The 23,287-nt window shown below is 48.8% G+C and carries 19 protein-coding genes and 3 pseudogenes; 8 read left to right on the top strand and 14 right to left on the bottom strand.

What is annotated here, in order from left to right; all coding sequences use genetic code 11:
• Positions 1 to 63: 63 nt before the first annotated feature.
• Entirely contained in the window at positions 64 to 3,336 is a 3,273-nt protein-coding gene (locus tag PMI05_RS25755) for a DEAD/DEAH box helicase (RefSeq protein ID WP_007728296.1), read from the bottom strand.
• 100 nt (positions 3,337 to 3,436) lie between these two features.
• Positions 3,437 to 3,721, bottom strand: a complete 285-nt coding sequence (locus PMI05_RS30905; protein WP_007728300.1) for a hypothetical protein — start codon at positions 3,719 to 3,721, stop codon at positions 3,437 to 3,439.
• A gap of 279 nt (positions 3,722 to 4,000) precedes the next feature.
• Here PMI05_RS30905 and pdaA point away from each other — a divergent pair, with 279 nt between their 5' ends.
• Positions 4,001 to 4,786, top strand: coding sequence for a delta-lactam-biosynthetic de-N-acetylase (gene pdaA / locus PMI05_RS25765; RefSeq protein WP_007728302.1), 786 nt, complete (start codon positions 4,001 to 4,003; stop codon positions 4,784 to 4,786).
• A gap of 69 nt (positions 4,787 to 4,855) precedes the next feature.
• Here pdaA and aspA read toward each other — a convergent pair whose 3' ends face one another.
• Positions 4,856 to 6,280, bottom strand: a complete 1,425-nt coding sequence (gene aspA / locus PMI05_RS25770; protein WP_007728303.1) for an aspartate ammonia-lyase — start codon at positions 6,278 to 6,280, stop codon at positions 4,856 to 4,858.
• 158 nt (positions 6,281 to 6,438) lie between these two features.
• On the opposite strand from aspA, the gene PMI05_RS25775 reads away from it, so the two are divergent.
• Together PMI05_RS25775 and PMI05_RS25780 are read left to right on the top strand one after the other, a co-directional pair.
• Positions 6,439 to 6,948 carry a Gmad2 immunoglobulin-like domain-containing protein gene (locus tag PMI05_RS25775; RefSeq protein ID WP_007728305.1) on the top strand — a complete coding sequence of 170 codons (510 nt, stop codon included), beginning with the start codon at positions 6,439 to 6,441 and terminating at the stop codon, positions 6,946 to 6,948.
• Positions 6,949 to 7,310: 362 nt separating this feature from the next.
• Positions 7,311 to 8,057, top strand: coding sequence for a TIGR02206 family membrane protein (locus PMI05_RS25780; protein WP_007728306.1), 747 nt, complete (start codon positions 7,311 to 7,313; stop codon positions 8,055 to 8,057).
• Position 8,058: 1 nt separating this feature from the next.
• On the opposite strand, the gene PMI05_RS25785 is transcribed toward PMI05_RS25780, so the two are convergent.
• Positions 8,059 to 8,937: a LysR family transcriptional regulator gene (locus PMI05_RS25785; RefSeq protein ID WP_039961387.1), complete on the bottom strand. Its 879-nt coding sequence runs from the start codon at positions 8,935 to 8,937 to the stop codon at positions 8,059 to 8,061.
• Positions 8,938 to 9,082: 145 nt separating this feature from the next.
• Here PMI05_RS25785 and PMI05_RS25790 point away from each other — a divergent pair, with 145 nt between their 5' ends.
• Positions 9,083 to 9,979: a DMT family transporter gene (locus PMI05_RS25790; protein ID WP_007728308.1), complete on the top strand. Its 897-nt coding sequence runs from the start codon at positions 9,083 to 9,085 to the stop codon at positions 9,977 to 9,979.
• Between the two features lie 122 nt (positions 9,980 to 10,101).
• Here PMI05_RS25790 and PMI05_RS25795 read toward each other — a convergent pair whose 3' ends face one another.
• Positions 10,102 to 11,700: an amidohydrolase gene (locus tag PMI05_RS25795; RefSeq protein WP_007728310.1), complete on the bottom strand. Its 1,599-nt coding sequence runs from the start codon at positions 11,698 to 11,700 to the stop codon at positions 10,102 to 10,104.
• A 220-nt stretch (positions 11,701 to 11,920) separates the two neighbouring features.
• Here PMI05_RS25795 and PMI05_RS25800 point away from each other — a divergent pair, with 220 nt between their 5' ends.
• Entirely contained in the window at positions 11,921 to 13,231 is a 1,311-nt protein-coding gene (locus tag PMI05_RS25800) for an MFS transporter (protein WP_007728319.1), read from the top strand.
• 64 nt (positions 13,232 to 13,295) lie between these two features.
• On the opposite strand, the gene PMI05_RS25805 is transcribed toward PMI05_RS25800, so the two are convergent.
• From PMI05_RS25805 to PMI05_RS31490, 7 genes and pseudogenes are all read right to left on the bottom strand, one after another.
• Positions 13,296 to 15,032, bottom strand: a complete 1,737-nt coding sequence (locus PMI05_RS25805) for an ABC transporter ATP-binding protein (protein WP_007728321.1) — start codon at positions 15,030 to 15,032, stop codon at positions 13,296 to 13,298.
• Positions 15,001 to 16,839: an ABC transporter ATP-binding protein gene (locus PMI05_RS25810; RefSeq protein ID WP_039961407.1), complete on the bottom strand. Its 1,839-nt coding sequence runs from the start codon at positions 16,837 to 16,839 to the stop codon at positions 15,001 to 15,003. The genes PMI05_RS25805 and PMI05_RS25810 overlap by 32 nt, the downstream gene beginning before the upstream one ends.
• Positions 16,840 to 17,159: 320 nt before the next feature.
• Positions 17,160 to 17,441, bottom strand: a complete 282-nt coding sequence (locus PMI05_RS25815; protein ID WP_007728325.1) for a hypothetical protein — start codon at positions 17,439 to 17,441, stop codon at positions 17,160 to 17,162.
• Positions 17,442 to 17,722: 281 nt separating this feature from the next.
• Positions 17,723 to 18,073, bottom strand: coding sequence for a YolD-like family protein (locus PMI05_RS25820; protein WP_007728326.1), 351 nt, complete (start codon positions 18,071 to 18,073; stop codon positions 17,723 to 17,725).
• A complete protein-coding gene (locus PMI05_RS25825) occupies positions 18,070 to 18,441 on the bottom strand; it encodes a hypothetical protein (RefSeq protein WP_007728328.1) in 372 nt (123 codons plus the stop codon). The genes PMI05_RS25820 and PMI05_RS25825 overlap by 4 nt, the downstream gene beginning before the upstream one ends.
• On the bottom strand, positions 18,438 to 19,679 hold the full coding sequence (locus PMI05_RS25830; RefSeq protein ID WP_007728330.1) for a DNA polymerase IV: 1,242 nt from the start codon (positions 19,677 to 19,679) through the stop codon (positions 18,438 to 18,440). Before PMI05_RS25830 ends, PMI05_RS25825 begins: the two co-directional genes overlap by 4 nt.
• A 174-nt stretch (positions 19,680 to 19,853) precedes the next feature.
• Positions 19,854 to 20,243: pseudogene (locus PMI05_RS31490) on the bottom strand (GyrI-like domain-containing protein); the annotation flags it as partial.
• Between the two features lies 1 nt (position 20,244).
• On the opposite strand from PMI05_RS31490, the pseudogene PMI05_RS31495 reads away from it, so the two are divergent.
• A pseudogene (locus PMI05_RS31495) lies at positions 20,245 to 20,547 on the top strand (helix-turn-helix domain-containing protein); the annotation flags it as partial.
• Here the strand turns inward: PMI05_RS31495 and PMI05_RS31855 are convergent.
• A pseudogene (locus PMI05_RS31855) lies at positions 20,547 to 20,720 on the bottom strand (AraC family transcriptional regulator); the annotation flags it as partial. The pseudogenes PMI05_RS31495 and PMI05_RS31855 overlap by 1 nt on opposite strands.
• 119 nt (positions 20,721 to 20,839) lie before the next feature.
• On the opposite strand from PMI05_RS31855, the gene PMI05_RS25840 reads away from it, so the two are divergent.
• A complete protein-coding gene (locus tag PMI05_RS25840; protein WP_007728336.1) occupies positions 20,840 to 21,202 on the top strand; it encodes a VOC family protein in 363 nt (120 codons plus the stop codon).
• 20 nt (positions 21,203 to 21,222) lie between these two features.
• The gene (locus PMI05_RS25845; RefSeq protein WP_007728338.1) at positions 21,223 to 21,708 is read left to right on the top strand and encodes a GNAT family N-acetyltransferase; all 486 of its coding nucleotides are present in this window, start codon (positions 21,223 to 21,225) and stop codon (positions 21,706 to 21,708) included.
• Here PMI05_RS25845 and PMI05_RS25850 read toward each other — a convergent pair.
• The gene (locus PMI05_RS25850) at positions 21,705 to 23,204 is read right to left on the bottom strand and encodes a hypothetical protein (protein WP_039961389.1); all 1,500 of its coding nucleotides are present in this window, start codon (positions 23,202 to 23,204) and stop codon (positions 21,705 to 21,707) included. The genes PMI05_RS25845 and PMI05_RS25850 overlap by 4 nt on opposite strands.
• Positions 23,205 to 23,287: the final 83 nt, after the last annotated feature.

A 23,287-nucleotide genomic window follows, 5' to 3' on the forward strand; every position in this document is an offset into this window, starting at 1 on the left:
GATAAAGTCTCGCAAAAAAACAGCTTGACCCTTCGCATGGTAGCGATAGTCAAGCTGTTCGTGTTAAATCATCAGCAATTCGCGTATTTCTTGCTCAGTTAAAGCTGAGATTGCCTCTTGCCCCGGTGTAATGATTTCCTCGATCAAGTTTTTCTTTTTTTGTTGCAGCTCGTACATTTTCTCTTCGACCGTTCCCTCTGCAACAAGCCTGATCACTTGGACGACATTCTTTTGTCCGATACGATGAGCACGATCAGCTGCCTGTTGTTCCACAGCGGGATTCCACCACAGATCATACAAGATTACGGTGTCCGCACCCGTCACATTTAATCCTGTTCCCCCAGCTTTCAAAGACATGAGAAACAAATCCCGTTCTCCCTCGTTAAATCGGTTGCACAATTCTAGTCTCTCTGCCACTGGCGTCTGCCCATCCAGATAGAAAAACGGGACACCGTGATACCCCAGCTCGCGTCCGATTATCCCTAGCATCTCCGTAAATTGAGAAAAGAGCAAAACGCGCTTCCCTGCGTTTTTACATTCACCGATAATCTCGAATAGCTGTTCGAGCTTGGCTGACCCTCCGTCATACTCTTTGATGAACAGCGCTGGATGACAACATATTTGGCGCAGTCTCGTCAAGCCTGCGAGAATTTTGATCCGATTTTTTTGAAAACCTTTATTGTACAGGTGCTTCACTGTTTCCTGTTGGAGCTGCGCCAAGTAGGCGACATACAGCTTTTTCTGTTCTGGCAACAGTCTTGCGCTTTGCAGTGTTTCAATTTTGGCCGGCAATTCCTTCAGTACCTCAGTTTTGAGCCTGCGCAATAAAAATGGACGCGTCCGCTTCGCAATCGTATCTCGCGGCAAGTCGAGGAATTCCTTTCGTGCCGGAAAAAGCTCAGGGAAAACAGCATCGTAGATGGACCACAGCTCTTCTACCCTGTTTTCCACAGGTGTTCCCGTAAGAGCAAAGCGATGCTTGGCTTTTATTCGTTTTACTGTCTGGGCTGTTTGAGTCACATAGTTTTTGAAGGTTTGCGCTTCATCCAAGATCAAGGTGTGGAAGGAATGCTCCTCGAACTGGGCATGATCACGACGCAAGAGCGGATACGAAGTAATGAGCACATCGATTTCTGACAGCTCGTTTACGATTTGATTTCGCTCTTCCTTCGTACCATCCACAATAACGCTACGGATATTTGGCGCGAACTTTTTGATTTCATTGTGCCAATTGTATAAAAGAGAGGCAGGAGCCACGATAATCGCTGGGAGCTTTTGTTCTCGGATTTCAGGCAGAACAGAGAGAAGAAAAGTAATACTTTGCAATGTCTTCCCCAGGCCCATATCGTCTGCAAGAATTCCCCCAAAGCCGTAGTGTGCCAGTGTTTTCATCCATTGATAGCCAAACTTCTGATAATCTCGAAGTGTCGCTTGCAAAGATTCGGGTTCTGGAAAGTCCAGATTATCAGGGTTACGCATATTCTCCAAAAACTGGCGCAATGATTTGCCTAGCTGAACAGACTGTCCCTGCATAGGTATATCAAGCAAGCGCAGTCCGCGAAAAGCAGGCAGTTGAAAACCACTTCCCATTTGCTCAGCATATTGCATGCCCATCTCGTCCAGGAAACGATTGATTTGCTCAAATTCCTTTGTCTCAAGCGGCAGAAGCGCTCCATTCGACAGCCGATGATATCTGCGCTTTTCTTCTACCGATTGGATCACACCTCGGATCTCGGACTCGGGTATCCCATCCATATCAAAGCGAAAATCCAGCCAATTTGTTCGCTCATCGACATCCACTTTTACTTTAGGTGGTAAGTGGAGAGGCTGAATCCTGATTTTTACGGAAGTTGTCGCGTATACCTTTAACAGTTTTTCCAGCTTAGGGACGACGTGGTAAAGGAAGTCGTACTCAGCTTCCTCGTCATCGAGAAAATACCCTCCTTCCGTGCGGGTAAAGGCACTTTCCTCCATCAGCTCTAAAATCTGTCGCTCCTTCTCCCCGTCACGCATCAAAATCAGCTCACTGCCACGTTGCCCTCCCCCTTCATTGCCTTCCAACGGATTGATGATGATATCGCCGTATTGAAACTCAAGTCCCGCCAGCAGCCGGTCTCTTACCCTGTCCAAATACAGCTTGGCTTTTAACTGGAATTGCACGACTCGTTCCGAGACGGCCTTTGCAATTTGCACGTTCCCCAGTTTCATCAAGGCCGGAACAATCTGCACCATGAATGACTCTATTTTTTCCGTAGGAATGTGAATCCGCTCACTGCTATGAGATTCTAACAAGTGCTTCAGCTCTGCCAAACTGTGGCATTGTTCCTTTGGCAGTCTGTGCCATTTGCCATCTACGAGCAACAATCCGTAAGCTTCCAAGACAGTGATTTGCTTGAATCCTTGGACTTCCAGCTGATATTGATCGGTTTTTGTCTGGTCGAATTCGAAGTGGAGTGGCGGCGGCTCATCGATACATGCAAACGTTGGATACATTTGGTCATGATGCTGAATGTGAACAGACGGTGCGATAAGTAGCAAAGCAAATAATCGCTCCCAGGTAAAGGGTGGAACAAGAAGAACCCGTTCCCCACCTACATGCTTCTGTTCCTGATACTGGTAGCTGGCTGTCTCTCGATATATTTTTTCCGTACGGTAAATTTGCAGGAGTTCACGGAGGATGGCTTCATGTTCTGGCAAAAAACGATTCAAATTCGGATCATAGGTAAATTGGCTAGAAAAACGATACACTTGCTGCTTATCCACCCGGTCTAAAAACGCACGAATGTCCTTTACGATGTACAACCTCTTTGGCCCTAGCTTCAGCTCTATTCCGATCATGCTCTTGCGAAAGCCGTACGGTACGATTTTACATATGATTTCCAAGTCAAGCGTTTTTCGTGAATCCAGCAACACGCGATTATGGCTTGTCCGAATCGGCCGGTCCACGAACAAGCCGAACAGTCCCTCTGTTAGTTGGGAATCAGACTGTGTTGTCATGCCTGCTTGTCTCGTTGCAGAGGAAGTGGAATAGCTGCCAGGATGCTCGTCTACTTGCAGATCACGCATGGTTAACAACGAGGCTGCGATATGTTGGCAGTAGTGATCGTACGACGCTAAAGTAGGACAACTGCACACTGCTGCCATACCAGACTCGTCCAGTTCAATAGTGACCTGATAATTATTTTTTCCTGCGTTCACTGTCGTTTTGATCCAGGCAGGTTCCTGTTGAAAATGCTCCACAAGCACGTTCCCAGAACGGTAAAAAGTCTTTCCTCTTTCATAAGAAAGGCGACCGCACCATTCTTTTATCGTTTGATGACTCACTTGAAAGCTCATTTTCTGTTCCATCCTCTTCATGAAATATGTTTAATATTACAGAATGCAACAGAAAAAAGATACGCATGTACGCGTATCTTTTTTCAACAAATACAAACGATTAGTCGTCGTCATCTTCGTCTTCGTCTTCATCTTCGTCTTCATCTTCATCTTCGTCTTCGTCTTCGTCTTCGGATTCGGATTCTTCGTCTTCAGATTCTTCGTCTTCAGATTCCTCGTCTTCGGATTCCTCGTCTTCCGATTCTTCGTCTTCATCTTCCTCATCTTCTTCATTACTGCCGAAGTACAATTTTTTCGTGGTACCATCTTCGTATTCAATTTTTACTTCTAATTCTTCTGCACCTTCACCGATGGCCTCACGTAATTGCTCCAACCATTCTTCCACGTTAACCACACCTCCTGGCTATAGATGATTACTTGGTAGCATTTGCCAACAGTTTTCTGTCGACTTTGATACTATATGACGAGTTTCTTTTTCTTGTATGGACAGTTGTCGCCTTACCCAAAGAAGATTTTTACACAACTTGGAATACCGCTTCACTTGCGCTTCTACCTAGCCGCTGTTGCAGATGTACGTTTACATATTTGGAAGTAGACTGGACAAACTTTTGAGGGAATCACCTTAAATACATCACGACTTTGCTACAGAAGGGAGAGCTCATTATTGAAAAGACGATTGATCAAAAGCTTGTTGATCGGGATTAGTTTGTTGCTTACAAGTGCCTTGCCAGTTGACTCGATTATGGCCTCACCAGATCACCCGTACCATTTTGGATTTAAAAAGAGCAAGAATGGTCAGTTACCCTCTATCAACGAGGAAGGCTTTAAAAGCATTGTGGATCGTCACGGTGCGGTTTTTTTAGGGGATACTACGAAAAAAGAGCTTTTCTTGACGTTTGATAACGGTTATGAAAATGGCTTTACGCCAAAGATTTTAGATACACTTGTCGCGAAAAAAGTCCCTGCCATTTTCTTTGTGACAGGGCACTTTGTGAAGGAACAGCCCGAGTTGATAAAGCGAATGGCACAAGAGGGACATCTGATCGGCAACCATTCCTGGAGCCATCCCGATATGACAACTGTATCGAATCAAAAAATCAAAGACGAACTGACGAAAGTAAGCGATGCGGTCCAGCAAGTGACCGGACAAGCTAACATGCGTTACTTGCGACCACCTAGAGGTATTTTCAGCGATCGGACACTTGCTGTAACCAAAGATTTGGGCTATACCAATGTCTTTTGGTCGGTCGCCTATAAGGATTGGGATACCAAGGTCCAACGTGGGGCAAAATATGCCTATGATAGCGTGATGGCCCAATTGCATCCCGGCGCTGTTATTCTGCTCCATTCTGTCTCCAAAGACAATGCAGAGGCTCTCGGGATGATGATCGATGAAGCACGCAAGCAAGGCTATGAATTCAAGAGCTTGGATCACCTTCCGAAAAAGTAGTGCACCCCCTCCTTTTGCAAGCAAAAACTCCCGCTGCTTTACATGTGCAAAGCGCGGGAGTTTTTGGGTTTAGTCGCGATCCAGCAAGGAAGCTCCAGCAATACCTGGATGAGTCATTTCAAATGGATCAAGAATCAGATCCAGTTCTTCTTCTGTAAGTACATTGTGTTGCAAGCACAGCTCACGTACAGACTTTCCTGTCAAAATAGCTTCGCGGGCAATACGTGCAGCAGTCTCATACCCGAGATGAGGATTCACCGCAGTGATGACGCCAACGCTTTTTTCCACGTATTCTTTCATGCGCTCGCGATTTGCTTCGATTCCTTCCAAGCAGTGACGCGTAAAGACATCGAATGCATTGTCCATAATGCTGATCGATTGCAACAAATTGAAGACAAGCACAGGCTCCATAACGTTCAGTTCTAGCTGACCTGCCTCGGATGCCAAACAAATCGTATGATCATTTCCAATGACCTGAAACGCTACTTGGTTGATGAGCTCTGCCATGACAGGATTGACTTTTCCTGGCATGATCGAGGAGCCTGGCTGACGTGCTGGCAAGGAGATTTCTCCCAGTCCAGCTCGAGGTCCTGATGCCATCAAACGCAAGTCATTCGCGATTTTAGACATATTCATCATGCAAACTTTCAGTGCTGCTGATACTTCTGTGTACGCATCTGTGTTTTGTGTAGCATCCACGAGATGCTCTGCACCTGTCAGCGGAAAGCTTGTGATATCCGCAAGATGCTTGACTATTGTTGTAATGTAACGAGGGTCAGCATTCAAACCCGTTCCTACCGCAGTCGCTCCCATATTCACTTCGTACAAATGCTGACGAGATTGCTTGATACGCTTGATGTCGCGCTCAAGTACTCGACGGTATGCTTCGAATTCTTGGCCCAAGCGAATCGGAACCGCATCCTGCAAATGCGTTCTACCCATTTTTATGACATCATCGAATTCTTTTGCTTTTTGGCCAAATGCATCATGCATCTTATCCATCGTCACGAGCAGCTTTTCCAACAGGGTGAGTGTTGCAATATGAATTGCTGTCGGGAAAGCATCATTGGTAGACTGAGACATGTTGACATGTGTATTTGGGCTTAGGTGGAAATAATCCCCTTTTTTCTCACCAAGCATTTCAAGACCGCGGTTCGCGATCACTTCGTTGGCATTCATATTGATCGAAGTACCTGCTCCACCTTGGATCGGATCTACGATAAATTGATCATGCCATTTTCCTTGCATGATTTCTTCCGCCGCAGCGACAATCGCATTTCCTAAGCGCGGATTCAATCTGGAAACTTCCATATTTGCCATCGCAGCTGCTTTCTTTACCATTGCCATTGCATTGATGAGGGAAAAATGAAGACGATACCCGGTGATTGGGAAGTTTTCCGTTGCTCGCATCGTTTGCACGCCATAATAAGCATTTACTGGAATTTGCTTCTCGCCGAGAAAGTCTTTTTCCACTCGAAACGTCTGTTGTTCCATTCTTATCAGACCAGCCTTCTAGGATAATGGTTGCTACTTCCTCTCCATTCTACCACAGTTTGACGCAGGAAGACCGTTCCACCTGAAACACTATTATTTGTTTTTACGTCTTACTATTTGTAGGTACCATTTCATACCAGACAGAATCGAGGGATACCATGAAAAAACTGCTTTTGCTGCTGTTGACGATTGGCTTGCTGCAAGGATGCACGAGTGGCACAACTAGCCCTTCCACTCCAACAGAACAACAGAAGCCACCCGTTGCGGCCGAGCCAGAGAAACCTGGTTCTGAGCCACCCGCAACCACGCAACCACCTACAACTCCTGAGAAGCCACCAACGGAGCAACCAGCTCAGCAAGAGACTGTCTATGCCAATGATATTTTCCGCAATGTCACTGTGAAGAAAACCGCCCAAGACACGTTTGAAATCAAAGGACAGGCAAGCGTGTTCGAAGCTGTACTCAATTATGTCGTAGAAGATGGACATAACGAGCTGACGCAAGGTTTCGTGCAGGCTACGACCGCTGCTCCTGATTGGGGAGATTTTACCCATACACTGAAAGTGAAAAAAGCGGAGCCGAACAGCACACTGACACTTATCTTGTTTGAAACAAGCATGAAAGACGGCAGCCGAAGAATGGAACTCATCATTCCGCTCCCGGAATAAGGCCTGTAAAAAAATCAGACCCTCTCTATGAAACGAGAGGGTCTGATTAAAAGGGTCTATTATTAGATAGCAGTAGACAGTCAGTTGCCGTATGCCTTGCTGTTACTTTTACTCGCTTTTTTCTTCCTTGAAGCATTCCATGCAGAGCGCACCATTGTTCTCGATTTCATACTCGGTCAAGCGAACCTGGCAAGACTTGCATTGTTTTTCCGTGAGCACTAAGTTCAAGACTATAACTCCTCTCAATGATGTAACGTAGTCTATTTATATTATAACCAAAGATTTATATCAGACAAATAGCTATCTGTTAAAATTTCGTGAATTTTCAAATATAAAAAATAATAAACAAAGAGGAGATCATCATGACCTCACCCTATTTTTCACTTTTTCTGACAGGGGAGCCGTTTCGGCTGTTTTCCACTTCTCACGTTATCACCTTGATCCTAGTACTCTGTCTGGTCGTGCTCACCTATTTATTTCGCCAAAAGCTCCAAGCCCCGACAAATCGACTCGCCACACGTTACGTACTTGCGGGTGTCTTGCTTTTGTCAGAGATTTGTTATCAGCTTTGGCATGTTTATACCGAGAGCTGGACGGCTGCTTACACATTGCCCTTGCAGTTGTGTAGCGTGACTCTCCTTCTTTCTACCGTGATGCTGATGACGAGAAGCTACGGGCTGTATGAGATTACGTTTTTTGCCGGGATTGGCGGAGCCATGCAGGCATTGCTTACCCCCGAGTTGTTTTATCCATTTCCGCATTTTCGCTTTGTGCATTTTTTTGTAGCCCACGCGGGAATTGTCCTTGCTTGCCTGTACATGACGTGGGTAGAAGGCTACCGTCCGACTGTCCATTCGATTTGGAAGACGATGGGCTTTTTAAACCTGCTTTTGCTCGTCGCACTTTTCGTCAACCAATGGACGGGTGGAAATTACTTATTTGTCTCGCGCAAACCGGACAATCCCAGTCTGATTGACTTTTTGGGCCCGTATCCGTGGTATATCGTTTCGTTGGAAGGAGTAGCACTCGCTTTGTTTTTCTTGTTGTACCTGCCCTTTGTCCGAAAGCAGCCGTTGGCGAAGGAAGTCAGGGGCGATATATCTGTCTGAATTACGCTTGCTGCTCGTTCACCCAATCGGTTACAAACTGCAAGAAGCTCTTGGCAGCCGGTGACTGCTTGGAAAAAGAAGTTGCTGCCACCCCCAGCGAACGGTAATGCTCCCCTTCAAGCGGGATCATCCGGATATTTGCAGGCAAACGGAACAAAATCATTTCCGGAAGAATGCTGATCCCGAGCCCATTTTGCACCATGGCAATAATCGCGTGATCATCTCCCACTTCATATTTGATTCGCGGCTCGATCTGATACTGGGCCAGCAAGCGCTGTATATCATTGTCACAGCCCGTCTTCGGCATGATAAATGTCTCTTCGGCCAATCGGCTCACATGCACCCGCTCCTCTCCGTAGAGCGGGTGTTCCTCTGTCACCAGCAAATACATTTGATCCTTTTTTAAAGGAATACATTCCAAATCCTCTGTTGTCGGTAAGGAGACGAAGCCGAAATCAATCTCTCCGGTTTGAATCCAGCTCTCAATTCCATCGTAATACCCTTCCATCAGCTTAATCTCGATCGCTGGATACTGGTCTTGAAACCGCTTGAGGATTCCGGGAAGCCATTGCGTGGAAACACTCGTGAACGTTCCAATCCTCACCGTCCCGACCTCCAACCCGTTGATGGCAAACACCTCTTGTTTCATCCGCTCATGACAGCGCAAGGTCTCACGCATGTACGGTAGCAGTCGCTCCCCATTACTCGTGAGGCTAATGCCCGATCGTCCTCTGGTCAAAAGCGAAAACCCAAATTCCCGCTCCAGACTCGCAATCGCATGGCTGATCGCTGATTGTGTCAGACCTAGTATTTCGCCAGCTTTGGTTAAGCTCCCCGACTCAATAACAGTGATCACTACCTCTAACTTGTTCAAACTCACCCTTCTTCGTCCCCTTTACATGAATCCGATTCATGAAAATCATCACAAACATTCATTTTTCTTATTTAAACGATACTCGTATACTGTTTATGGCGCAACACTGATTAGGACCCGCTTTTTCCCGGGCAAGGAGGCTTATCCCATCATGAAACCGCAAATGAAAGCCGATTTGGCTATGATTTTGGTCACCCTGTTTTGGGGAACGTCGTATGTGTTTATGCAAATGGGATTGAAGGATTTGGAGACTTTCAATCTGATCGGCATCCGCTTTGGCATTGCTTTTCTACTGGCAGCCGCCTTGTTCCATAAACGCTTGCGTGGCACGAATCGAAAAACATTGCTCCATGCATTCGTACTCGGTGCGCTCCTTTTCGGGGTTTTTGCCACCATCACGAACGGAGTGAAATCAACGACAGCTTCCCAGGCAGGCTTTCTCGTGAGCCTGACCGTTATCTTTGTTCCGCTCTTATCTATTCTTTTGAGAAACCGTCCTGAAAAAAGAGTCTTTGTCGGCGCTGGACTGGCCATGATCGGTATCGGCCTGCTCACACTAAACGCTGAATTTCGCATCAGCCACGGAGACCTTTTGTGCATCGCAGGTGCCCTCTTTTACGCTACACATATTACCGTAACAGGCCGATGGGCCAATCAATCGGATACGATCCAGTTGGGGATTTACCAGCTTGGCTTTACGGCACTGTTGGGCATTGTTTTTACTTTTGCGTTGGAGACTCCCACATTGCCACAGACTACAGAGGCTTGGATCGCCGTGCTCGCTCTTAGCGTATTGTGCAGTGCAATTGGCTTTGTCGTTCAAACGGTGGCCCAAAAATATACGACTGCCACGCACACCGGTGTTATTTTTTCCTTGGAGCCAGTCTTCGCTGCCATGTTTGCCTTCTTGGTCACAGGCGAAACACTGTCTGCTCGCGGGTACATAGGCGCAGGTCTCGTTTTAATCAGTGTGCTGATTGCGGAAATCAATGTGAAGAGCTTGCTGCGCGGAAAGCAGCTGACAAAAAACCCGACTCACTTATCCTGAGTCGGGTTTTGCGTATGGGTTGTGATTGAAAAAATGAGTGTATCCATGACGAAACTACTTAGTATCTAAAACCGGGCGGTACATGGCAGTTTATCATGCACGGTCCTGATGGCGTTGCTTTTTCAAGACGTGTAGCAAACTTTTCCGCCAATGATGGTCATCATGACCTTTGTCGAGAGCAGCTCGTCTGGATCGATGGTAAACAGGTCTTTGGAATAGACGGTCATATCCGCATATTTTCCACGAGACAGCGTGCCTTTGACATGATCTTCGTTCGTTACCTGCGCACTGCCCAATGTAAACAGATGAATCGCTTCCTCCATCGTCAGTTTTTCTTGCGGGAAGTATCCATCATGTGTTTCCCCTGGTGCTTTGCGCGTGACGGCTGCGTGTATCCCCAACAGAGGATCGATTGGTTCTACTGGTGTATCCGAGCCCGCAGCGCAAATGATTCCGTAGTTCATCATCGTTTTCCAGATGTACGAGTGTTGAATCCGCTCCTGCCCTACGCGATCCATCACCCACGGAAAGTCTCCTGCAAGAAAGCGCGGTTGGATATCTGCGATCCGGTGAGGATGCTTCAAACGGTCCAGCAGGTCCGGTCGCAAGATTTGTGTGTGTATGAGCCGGTCCCGATAGGCGACTGCCGGGAACTGGTCCAAACTGTCCAGCACCATTTCCAGTGCTTTGTCGCCAATGGTGTGTACAGCAATGGGCATCCCGAGTCCACGTGCTTGTCGAACCAGCTCTGTTAGCTCGTCTTGCTCATGTACGGGATAACCACTGGTGCTCGGATCATCAGCGTACGGAGCTGACAGGTAAGCCGTCCTGCGTCCTAATGCCCCATCTGCAAAAATTTTAACCGCACCGATTTGTACATGTGTGTTTCCGTAACCTGCCGTCATGTTTAAGTCGCGCAGCTCATGCATATGCGGATAGAAGACAAGCAGGTTGCTACGCAGCGCAAGCTCTTCGCCATTGATGAGCTCATCATAGAGCCGATATGTTTGCGCAAGTCCGCCCAATTCACGCAAATCCTCCGTATGTGCCCCTGTCAATCCATGCGCCATTGCATAGCGAATCGAGCTGCGCAGGCTTTGCTTCAACTGATCATAGTCAGGTCTCGGAATATGCTTCGTAATCAGGGTGGAGGCAGTTTCTAATAGCATACCCGTTGGCTTTCCGCTCACAGGATCATGTACAATGACTCCCCCCGCAGGCACCTCCATGTCACGATGATAGCCACATAGCGCCAATGCCTTGCTGTTGACCAAATTCGCATGTCCACATATTCGTGCAAGAAGAATCGGGCAGTGCGATGCAGCTTGATCAAGCTCTTCGATAGTAGGAATGCCACCACCATCCGCGAACAAATTCTCATCCCAGCCGTAGCCCTGTATCCACGTATTTTCTGGTGTGGCTTGCGCTTTTTCTTTCAAGAGAAGCAGCATCTCGTCCTTGGAGCGAGCTTTGCTCAAATCCAGCTGCAAAAAGGTGAGACCGAGCCATCCCAAGTGCAGGTGGCTGTCAATCAATCCCGGGGTAGCGGTACATCCTTGCAAATCAATGACCGTTGCATCACTGCCTCCGTATTGAAGAAGCATGTCCGCATCGCTGCCCAAGTCATGGACAATACCATCCCGAACGACCAGGGCTTGTACGAACAAATGCTTGGAATCTCCTGTGTAAATGCGTCCATTCCTGAAAATGGTTGTCGCCATCTCGTGACCTCTTTTCTGTTCGCTTCTGTATTTTCGTATGCCTATCCTCTCTTAATTTGTTTGCTGCTAGTCGTTTTCCTCCCTGAAATGAAATAACGTTCAAAAAATTGCGATCTTCGCTTTTCGTTTGGAAAAACATGGTGTTTACTCACTTTCCTGTTGAAAGCAGCAGCGGTAGGGCACGTTATGTTCATGTCCTATTTTTGCGCGGAGGGAACGTATGCAACAAAAAACAAAAAAACGCCTTCCACCCTTCCTTCAAATTCAGGAGTCCACTGGTCTGAAAATGTCGCGCCACGAGCCTTCTGTGCAAAAGCCATCAGGGCGTCTGGACAATCAAGCCAAGCTGCTGCTCCTGGTCAACGCTGTATTCATTGCCGCCGGCGCCCTTTCTGGCACATTTGTAAACGTCTATTTGTGGAAGGTAAAAAGTCAATTTGCGCCGATCGCTTGGTTTACTTTTTCCGCCCATCTCGCGGGTGCTCTTACTTTCTGGCTTGCTGGCTGGTACGTCAAGCGTTTGAACAAAATGAATGTCTTGCGTGCCGGAATGGCAGTTTCTGCCCTTTTTTATTTGCTCGTTCTTCTGGCGGGTCCAAAAGCTGTTTCTTATGCCGTACCACTTGGGCTCGTTCAGGGTATGGCGAGTGGATTTTTCTGGCTTTCTTTTAATGTGGTGTACTTCGAAATCACGAATGCCGATAACCGCGACCTTTTCAACAGTTGGGCAGGTTTGCTTGCTTCCATTGGCGGTATGCTCGCGCCATGGATATCAGGCTTGCTCATTACGCGACTTCCGGGCAATAGCGGCTACTCCCTTATTTTCGGGATCTCTCTTGCGCTATTTGTCGTCGGCGTGTTCATCAGCTTTTTTTTGAAAAAACGCCAATCGGAAGGGACGTATTCCTGGAGCTTTTCCTTACGTTGTTTGCGTGAGGAGCCCGAGTGGCGTTGGGCAGCAGGCGCTTTAGCTGGTCAAGGACTGCGTGAAGGCGTATTCGGCTTTGTGATCGGTCTACTCGTCTACATTTCCACGAGAAGCGAGATGACTCTCGGTAACTACTGGTTGACTACATCTGCCGTCGGGCTTGTGAGCTATTTCCTGATCGCCAAATGGTTCTCTCCTCGCTATCGCAAGTGGGGAATGCTCACTGGTTCTGTCATCATGTGGGGGATTCTCTTCGTATTTTTTTGGCAGGTGAGCTTTACGACACTGCTTATTTTCGGGATCGCCGTGTCTATCGCTTATCCGCTGTTCTCTGTGCCCATGCTCTCCACGATTTTTGATCTGATTGGCACTAACGAAGAGAGCGCACGCAATCGGGTCGAGTATGTCGTGTTGCGAGAGTTCGCACTGGACGTTGGTCGGCTGGTGGGGATTCTGATCTTTCTGCTGGTAACCTCCTTGAGCGTCTCTCCGCTTACGCTGAACTGGTTGATTCTTTGTATCGGAATCGGCCCACTCATCGCATGGGCGTGCATGACCAAGCTATTCCGTCACGTCCCTGCGACTAAAAAAGCTGACAACTGAACGAAGAATGCGCCCATGACAAAACCCGCTTCGGCTAACTTGCCTCGCGGGTTTTGTTACTGATTTATGAAGACAATCTCCAGCCGCCTGTCGTTTGCTGCAGCTTCCACAGTCGTGCATACAAGCCGTTTTTCATCACAAGCTCATCATGCTGTCCCTGTTCGACGACAGTACCATTTTCCAGCACGTAGATGTTGTCAGCATTTCGGATGGTTTTCAGGCGATGAGCAATGGCAATAACCGTCCTTCCCTCGATAAGCGTATCGATCGCTTTCTGAATTTGCGCCTCATTTTCCGGGTCTAGTGAGGCTGTTGCTTCATCTAAGAGAATGATCGGCGCATTTTTCAAGATCGCTCGGGCAATGGAAATGCGCTGTTTCTCCCCGCCTGACAGCGTGCTTCCCCCTTCTCCTACGAGCGTATCGTAGCCATCGGGCAGCTTCATGATGAAATCATGGCAACTCGCTTGTTTGGCCGCCTCCTCGACCTCAGCTTGTGTCGCATCCCTTTTTCCGAAGCGAATGTTGTTTGCAATCGTGTCCTGGAATAAATACACGTCCTGGAACACCATCGACACTCGGGAGAGAAGTGCCTCCGGGTCCATGTCGACAAGTGGTTGATTGCCTAGCTGAACAGTGCCTTGCGACGGGTCATAAAATCTGGCAATCAGCCGCATCACGGTGCTTTTTCCACTGCCGGACGGCCCGACCAACGCTGTAAATGAACCGACTGGCATGTGCATGCTCACGTTGTTCAGGACGTTCTTTTCGATGTAGCCAAAAGAGACGCCTTCGAGCTTCACATCGTTTTCCGAAGGCGGTTGGTGCTCGCCTGTCATGATCGGCTCCGCCAGTAACTGGACAATCCGCTCCCCCGCTTGCTCGTGGTAACGGAATTCTGCATAGTTGACGAGTGCAGCTGTCAATGGATCAAAGAGACGTGTACCAACCAGCAGGAACATGACAAACGTGATCAGGTCTATGCTACCTGCTACGAGCAAATACACGCCGACCATGACCATGAGTGTGAGGCCAGCTCGGATAAAAGCAATGGCGGCGAGCACAATCGGTCCCAGCAAGCCTTCGATTCGTATGCTCTGCCGCATGAACTCGCGAAAGGATTGCTCCAGCCGTACAAAGCGTTCGCCGGTCAAATTGTACGCCTTGATGACACGAATGCCGTTCAAATATTCCTGCAAACGATTGGCGGCGTCAATTTTGGCCCGCATATGCGTTGCTCCGAGCCTGCGTTGAAGTCCTGATGTCATCAGCACCAAGAGAATCGCTATGGGAAATGCAGCAAACAGGGCCAGTGCCATGCGCCAATCTGCGAAAGAAAGACCTACGATCGCCATGACAGGCATGATGATCGCCCCCAGCATTTGCGGTACGAGATGGGAAATCCCGTGCTCCACCATCGTAAAGTCTCCCATCATCATATTGGCCAAATCCCCTGGGTCTCTTTTGTTCAAGTAACCGAGTGACAACTTGCGAAGATGCTCTGCGAGCTTGGTTCGTCCTTCTGCAGCCGTGCTGTAGGCACCGCGAAACTGAGTACGATACGCTGGAATTTCGCATAGAAACAAAAGGAGCAACGAGACTACCATCCATCCGCATACCCACCAGAGTCGCTCGATGTTCAATGGGGCACCCGGCTGGGCAAACGGCTCAAAAATCAATCGGGCAGCCTCCACGAGCAAGGCAAACGGCAATATTTGCGCAAGGTTGGCAAGTGTCGTGTAAATAACGGGTTTGATCAGCGCCCTTGGTTTACCTGCTGTGATATTGTTCAACATACTCATCTGTGTCCACACTCCCCTTTCCTTCGCCCATTTGCCAGTCCTGCGCATCGGTGTAAGCGTTCCACATCCGGGCATAGAGCCCATTCGCCTCTACCAATGATTGATGCCTGCCTTGTTCGATCAGCTTCCCTTTTTCCAGCACCAAAATTTGATCGGCATCCCGAATCGTTGACAGGCGATGCGCGATGACAATGACGGTTTTGCCCTTCATCAGCTCTGCCAGAGCCAGTTGCATCTCATACTCATTTTCAGGATCAGCAAAGGCAGTCGCCTCGTCGAGGACAAGAATCGGTGCGTTTTTCAGGATCGCCCGTGCGACCGCCACACGCTGCTCCTCTCCCCCGGACAAGTAGACTCCCCCTTCCCCAATCAGGGTGTCGTAGCCTTTCGGGAGCTTTTGAATAAAATCATGACATTGGGCTGCCTTCGCCGCTGCATAGACTGCCTCTGGCGTTGCTTCTGGCAATCCAATGGCAATGTTGTTGTAAACCGTGTCGTAAAACAAAAACGTATCTTGAAAGACGAAAGCTACGGTGTTCATCAAATCGGTGCTCGACAGCTCCCGAACATCTACCTGGCCAATGCGAATCGCTCCCTCTGAAACATCCCAAAATCTTGGAATGAGATTCGCTACCGTAGATTTCCCTGCACCAGACGGTCCGACCAGGGCTGTCACCTGCCCGTGCTTCGCCAAAAAAGATATGCGAGATAGTGTCTCTCCTCCTGTTCTTCCCTCTGCTGCATAAGAAAAAGAGACGTTTTCAAATGCGACATCAAAGCTCTGTGGACGCTGGGAGCTAAGCGGTTCGGTAACGGGTTGCTCTGCCAAAATTCGATCCATGCGCTCCACCCCCTCGCCAATGTCACGCAGGGTAGAGGTCAAAAACAAGAGCTTAAACATCGGTGCAGATACACCTGGCGCCATTACGAGAAAAAAGAGCAGAACAGACGCAAACGCAACATTTTGCGGGTCTTGACTCAGCATAAACACCCCTACCGGGAGTATGAAGGCCGCAAATGAACTCAGGATCACCTTGAACACCAAAAATCCGTTTTGAAAATCATCCGTATGCTTGACGCAATAGTCCCGATAGGTGATCATATCTGCATAAAAGCGCCGGAAGGAATGAACCGTCTGCCCGAATACCTTGATCGCAGGCATTCCGCGTACATACTGGACGGCAGATCCGTTCATCCGTTCTAGCGAATCGTAGTACCTCTTGATATTTTCTTTTGTTTTCGTCCCGGAAAACGTAATGATCTGCACAATCAGTCCCAGTATGATCGGCACGACGCAGGCCAGCGCCAGCCAGACGTTCAAGTAAAACATCACGCCGATCATGAGCACCGTCGTCACGACTACATGCACCAAATCCGGAAGCTGATGCGCGACAAACGTCTCGACCTTTTCCACATTTTGCTCCAATGTTTTTTTAACTGCACCGGTAGACGTTCCGTTGAGCCAACCAAGCGGCAAACGGCCGATATGCGAAGCCAATTTGACCCGCATTCCGTATAAAATGCGAAACGCAGCGATATGAGACACCATCCCGCCCGCATACATCATGACCAGACTTCCCACGAGTCCCAAAAGTGCAATAACTCCCCACCGAATCATGTACGCCCCGTCCGCCATAGCGGGAGACGCTGCATGCGTTAACAGTTCGCGTAAAATGAAGTAGACAGATGCATAAGGCACCAACATGCATATTGCGCTCAAGGAAGACAATATTGCCGAGACGACGAGCAATCCGCGCTTCTCATCCGCAATCTCCAGCAAGCGACGCACGCCTTTTTTGGGTGGCATCCCCTCTTTGCTCTCCATTGTCGTCATTCCTGTTCTCCTCTCTCCTGCTTGCATCTTTTGTCCTACCTCTTATCATAATGTGATCTTCTGCCCTCTACCGCCGATTGCCGGATAGATCTTGCCCCTAGCCGGAGTATTATCTTATTTGGGAACAACAAAAGGTTATGACCGTTTTGTTTGACCGCAAGCGAGTCGCATCCACCTTTATGAAAAACGTCGAGATGTTTCGATCCCCCGATGAGAGAGGACGTTTTTCACACAAAAAACCTTTCCCACTTGGAGGCTAGCTCCCACAGGAAAGGTTGCGTTGGTTTTTTCGATTATGGTTGGACTACTTTTTCTTTCGCTTTCGTTACGATGTGGTGACCGAGCGGCAAGCCGCGCTGCTCCAGCTCATCAGCTGTCACAATATGGAGCGTCTCACTTTTACACGGCATGGGCATCAATCCGCCCAATGGACTCATCACTCTTCCGATCGTGTCTGTCTCAATGAGCACGTACAGGCCTTTTTCCTCCAATTGTTGCATGAATTCTCCCCAACGCTTGGAAGTAATTTGATCGGCGTGCTTGGTGAATATGACACCCATTTCTTGTGCTAGCATGTAAAATCTCCTTTGTTCTATCCGTCAAATATATGCTTCAAAAGATAATCTAACAATACAGGGAAACCTCCCTTCTGGCAAAATCCGTGTAAGCCAAAAAAACACGAAAAACGGTTGTTTTTGACCGCTTTTCGTTTCAGGAATCTCACATCTTCCTCGCACACACCGTTTCAACGCGGCACGCTGTTTTTTGCCGCTTGCTTTTGAAAAAGAGGCCTATTTTTGCAGATTTCCTGAGTAATTTTCATGTCCTGCCCATCATGTACCTGTATTTCCTCGTTTTAGAAGCTCGCTGCCAGCTCCACATGCAGCAGTCGAGCAAAAGGAACCCAGTGAATCTCGGAGCCAGCCCGAAGCTTGAGGCGTCTCGCCGCCTGGTCAATATGGATAATGTGGGCAGACAGGCGTCGCGGCTCTCGCCCGTCATAATAGGTCAGCGTCAGGATGCTCTCTGTCTGGAACGCCTGCCATACCAGCTCGCTCAAGGCGCTGAGCTGCTCCTGATCCAGCTCGGGTGGTACATAGCGGCGCTCTTCTTCCTTGATGCGCAAATACATTTCCCGATGCTCCGGCAGCACAAACCGACTGGCCACGAATACATTTTCCTTTTTGGACACGCGTTTTTCCCTCATCGCTTGTTCTCTCCTCGCTGTTCATATCGGGTCCACAAATGGACGAGCTCCTGACACTCTGCCCGCAATACCTCAATCGTATAGATCGCTTCTCGCACGTACCCGCGTTGTCGATAGTGGACGACATACATATGTCCCTGACGTCGTGAGCTGACGACTGTGTAACCTCGCTGCCGCAAGATGCGACGCAGCTGGTGATGCTGCCGCTCCGCCCACCGCGAGAGCTCATCGAACATCATCTGATAAGAAAACTTCAACGGCACAATCCGCATCTGCCCCAGATCGGCCATGACTGCCCGAAACAAAATGCCAAATAAAATATACTGGCGTATCAATTCCTGCTCGTCTGACACCATCGGCTCCGTCACTTGTAGTGTCCTCCGATCTTACGTGCACGCTCTTTCGCCTGTCCAGCTTCCAAGGTAGAGGTGGCGCGCAGGATGGCGTCCTGACCGTATCGGCTCCGGATATCATCCATGGCTTGTGCCAACGAACGCCGCTTGTGATTGTCCGTAAACAGATTGAGTTGCACCACGTTGTCAGGAACAAGCTGCCCCAGATTGACCCCGATACTGCGGACGGGCGTTTCCTGCCAGTGACGGTCAAACAGAAAGCAGGCCGCTTCGTACAGAGTCATGGCATCGTTCGTCTGGTCCGTGAGCTTCATCTGCCGCCCAAAGCCGGTTCCAGCAGCCAAATCGGCTCCACGACAGCCCACAGACAGAACAGAGCCCATCAGCTCCTTTTTCCGCGCCCGACGGCACACTTCTTCGCACAGCTCCAATAATATAACCTTGATTTCTGCTGCTGTATGGTAATCCCGAGGCAACGTCATGTGATGACCGATCCCTTTTTGTGAATCATAGGAATCCAAAGCCACAGGTGAATCGTCGATTCCGTGAGCCGTGCGCCACAGCACTTCCCCGTTCACTCCCCAATGTCGGGTGAGGATGGCTGGCCTCATATTTGCAAGCTGCCCGATATGATAGACGCCCATTCGATGAAAATGACGCTTCATGCGTGAGCCTACCCCGAACAGCTTTTCAATCGGAAGCTTCCAGAGCGTATCCGCTAACGTTTCCCGCTTGAGCCAAAAAACGCCTTCTTCCCGTTTCTTGGCGAAATTGTCGCAGGCCATCTTGGCCAGTACCTTGTTCTCCCCGATGCCTACCCGACAGTTGATTCCCGTCTCCATCCAGACGCGCTGCCGAATCTGTGCAGCCATCTGCAACGGATCACCAAACAGATGGACGCTGCCTGTCACGTCGAGAAACTGCTCGTCGATCGAGTACGGCTCCACCTTGTCTGTAAATGCTTCGAATATGCGAGTGATTTGCATGGAGATGCGAATGTACATCTCCATGCGCGGACGAACAACGACGAGCTGGCGACACTTTTGCTGCGCCTGCCATAGCGCTTCGGCCGCGACCACTCCGTATGACTTGGCAATCGGACACGCTGCCAGCACAACTCCGCTGCGCCGCTCTGGATCACCTGCGACGATAATCGGCTTGTTTCGCAGCTCTGGATTGGCCCCTTTCTCGATACTGGCATAAAAGCTCTGCATGTCGATCAAAAACACGATCCGCTTGTTCGCATTGGACACACGATCATCCCCTAATAAGAACTTATGTTCTTGTTTTGCTTTGTTCTTATTATAGCAAACAAACGTTCGCTTTTATGCCTGTCTCGCGCAAAAAAAAAGTTGGTAATTATTTCCCCCCCCGGATAAGCACACGCCGGTAGGTGTTCCGCAAGCGAGAGCGAATCCAATAAGGGGTTACTTTTTCACGACAGGAATCCAAATTTCGCTTCGAAAGGTCGGTGATGAAATCTCTTTATTTTCGTTCCACAAAATCTCTGGACCCTCAGCCTGTTCATAACCAGAGGATAAAAACCATTCCGAATAAATCCGGGCCCAGACATCTTGCAGCGTATCAGGAAAAGGACCCACTACTTCGAATACCGCCCAGGTGGAAGCAGGAACTTCGAGTACCGCCAGGTTGTCTGGACAAGCTTTTGTAGTGGCAACGCCGATATAGTGATCGAGCTCGCCATATTCCAGCCGACCTTCTGAAAAATTCGTGGACGCACTGAGCAGTCCAAGTGGCTTGACATCGGATAGCGACTTCAGATGCTGAATCGTCTCCATCTCTAATGAAGCCCACATGATTACGCTTGCAGCTTTTGAGCTTGCGGACAGCAACGAGCGGGTCATTGACATTGCGATCAAATACGGATACGGATCGGCTGATTCCTTTGCCAGAGCTTTTCAGACTGTGCATGGAGTCACTCCGACAGAAGCCAGACACATCGGCAATTCCTTGAAGGCTTATCCGCGAATGAACTTTCATCTATCCATTAAAGGAGGCAGTGCCATGAACTACCGCATGGAAGAAAAAGAGGCATTTCGCATTGTGGGTCTGAAAAAAAGAGTTCCGTTGATTTATCGTGGAGTCAATCCAGAGATTGCGCGCCGACGCCGGATGTACTCGGATAGCGGAACACCAGCGAGAAAAGAAAACATCCTTTTGAAGTGATACTCGGAGCAGCAAGCCACCCCAGCGATTTCTTTGTAGTCAATCTCGCTTGTCAAATTGTCTTCGATATAGTCCAGAGCCTCATTCAGCTTTACAAGCAAATCCATGGTAATGACCTCCCTTTCCCCCTCAGAATAGCAGATGCAAAATCGGGCGATCCGACATTTGGTGCACGATTATGACGGATCGACCTTGTGAAAAATACCAAGAAAGGAGCTTTATCACAATGACAACCACTTCCCCCCTGCTCCCCCAAATCGGAGCTATTTTTGTAGCCGTCAGCGACATCGAGCACGCACGCAACTGGTACTGCCGCCTATTGGGCATTCTCGCAGACGGTGAGATTATGTTCGGACATATATATTGCATTCCCTTGCAAAGCGGACTGACGCTCGTTCTAGACAGCAAAATCTTTCCGAAGCGCATCACAGATGATGCCCCCTTGTTTCATTTCAACACACAGGATATCGAAGCCTCTTATGCCTTTCTCAAGGAGAGCGGAGTTGAAGTCGTTGTTCCTATCCAGCATGGCCACTGGTTCAACTTCCGCGACCCCGACGGCAATCTGATCATGGTAAGCCAATGTTAAACGGAAGAGGAGATACAGGCATGACCATCCACTTGCGCCGCACTACACCGGCAGACATCCCATTCGTATGCGAAGTAGAAAATGCACCAGAAAATACCCCGTTCATTATTCCGTGGAGCGAACATCGGCACCACAACGCTCTTGGCGACCCGGACATCCTCCATATGATTACCGAAAAAATAGAAACAGGCCACCCCGTCGGCTACGTTATCATCGCCGGGCTGACCAATCCTCATCAAAGTATTGAACTCATGCGTATTACAATCGCAGTGAAGGGGGAAGGCTACGGTCGCAACATCCTGCGTCAAATCAAGCATTGGGCATTCATCGAGCAAAAAGCCCATCGACTCTGGCTGGATGTAAAAGAAACGAACGACCGCGCCCGCAGCCTTTACTTGTCCGAAGGGTTTCACATAGAGGGCACCTTGCGCGATTGCCTGAAATCAGGCGATACTTACGAATCCTTGATCATTTTATCGATGCTGGCAACGGAATATGACGCCTAGGGGGCAAATGCGTCCGGAGTCGCGACGTACAGCCATTTGCCATCGTTGCTAGCTCCCAAAATCGATACACTTGCTGGTAGTCCTTTCACCAGCACAGATTGTTGCTTACGATCGGCATCGAACAGGAAGAGCGACGACACCGACTCCGCTCCTTGTTCAGCTTTTTCCCAATCGATATAAACCAAATGGTGAGTGCCTGGAATCCATATCGCTTCTGGCTTCATTTCCATCAGTTTGACGTCGCCCTTAAACACCCCTGCATTCCAATACATTTGATAGGCTCCATCTGTCGACTGGATATAGCCAGACCAAGCTTCTTTGGGAACGGGTGGATTCCAGCTGATCACCTTGCCTGACTGCCAATCGTAGCGTTGACGAAGCTCTTCAAAGCTATCTTCCTCTGTTCTCATTTCAAACGTTGCGTAACGTCCATCATCCATAAAACTGACGGGCTGGACTTGCCCATTCATCTCATCTGTTGGGACCCATCCTTTAATTACACCTGGGAGGCGTCGTTCTTTTCCAGTCGCCAAATCATACACGACCAGATCGAGATCCTTTTTCTGTTCGGTCTTGCCTACTGCCATCAATACATGCTTGCGATCATGGCTAAAGCTGGCTCCATGTACGTATCCATCTACCTTGACACGAGTGGCAAACTCGCTTTTCGGTACTTCTGTCCCTTTCGGTGGATGAGCGAAAAAGAAACCGCGGCGATCTGCCATGAAGTCGCCTGCACCGCTATAGTTGTCAGTCAGCTCCACTGGATAAGCAGTCAGCTCTTTTGTCTGTGTGTCATAAATCGAATACAGCATGGGGAAACGGGCATCGCACTCGCAATATTCTGTAAATCGCTCCAGCAATACATACCGTTCCTCTGGGTCGATAAATTCCATGGGAGTCCTGACGGCAAAGTCCGTCATTTTTTCTTTCACCTTACCATCGACTGAGACACGCCAAATCTGAGACGGAGCAAACACCACCGCCGAAAAATCATTCGTATCGTCAAACACGGTTCCCTTTACCGTCTTCGCTCCTGCTACGTTTACAACATATTCCGTCCAACTTCTGTCTTTGGCAAGCGTATCAGGAAGGGTAGCCAACAATTGCAGTTGACGGTCGTGCACCCAGTGAAATGTAAAAATCGGCTCCACGTAGCCCAAGTCCTCTTTTTTGGTCTCTTCCTTGGCATTTTTACGGATAGCTGCTTCGACTGTTCCACGGTTCACGGCTTCCTTAAAAAAGATGGTGTAGGCCTGTGGTGCAGGTCCCACGACCGTTCTTCGAGGAGAGCGGAGCTGTGGGGCATCGTTTAGCTGAATGACCACGTCTTCTTTCATCGCCACGTAGTCATAAGGCAGTTCCTTTGGCTTCCATTCCTTTGTCGTTTGGCTGGTCGTATGGGATGGGCCAGTCTGAGTAATCCGACTGTCCGTGGAAGTTGCTTGCGCGAAGTCGGATCCTGTCATGATAAGCAATGCGAACACAATGGACATACTCATTCCCCGAATTTTTCGCAAAGACAAAAAACTCGCCTCGCTTCCTAGAAAAATTTACCTTACAGAGGATAGACGTCGAT

Origin of the sequence: Brevibacillus sp. BC25 (assembly GCF_000282075.1) — a bacterium.
GTDB lineage: Bacteria > Bacillota > Bacilli > Brevibacillales > Brevibacillaceae > Brevibacillus.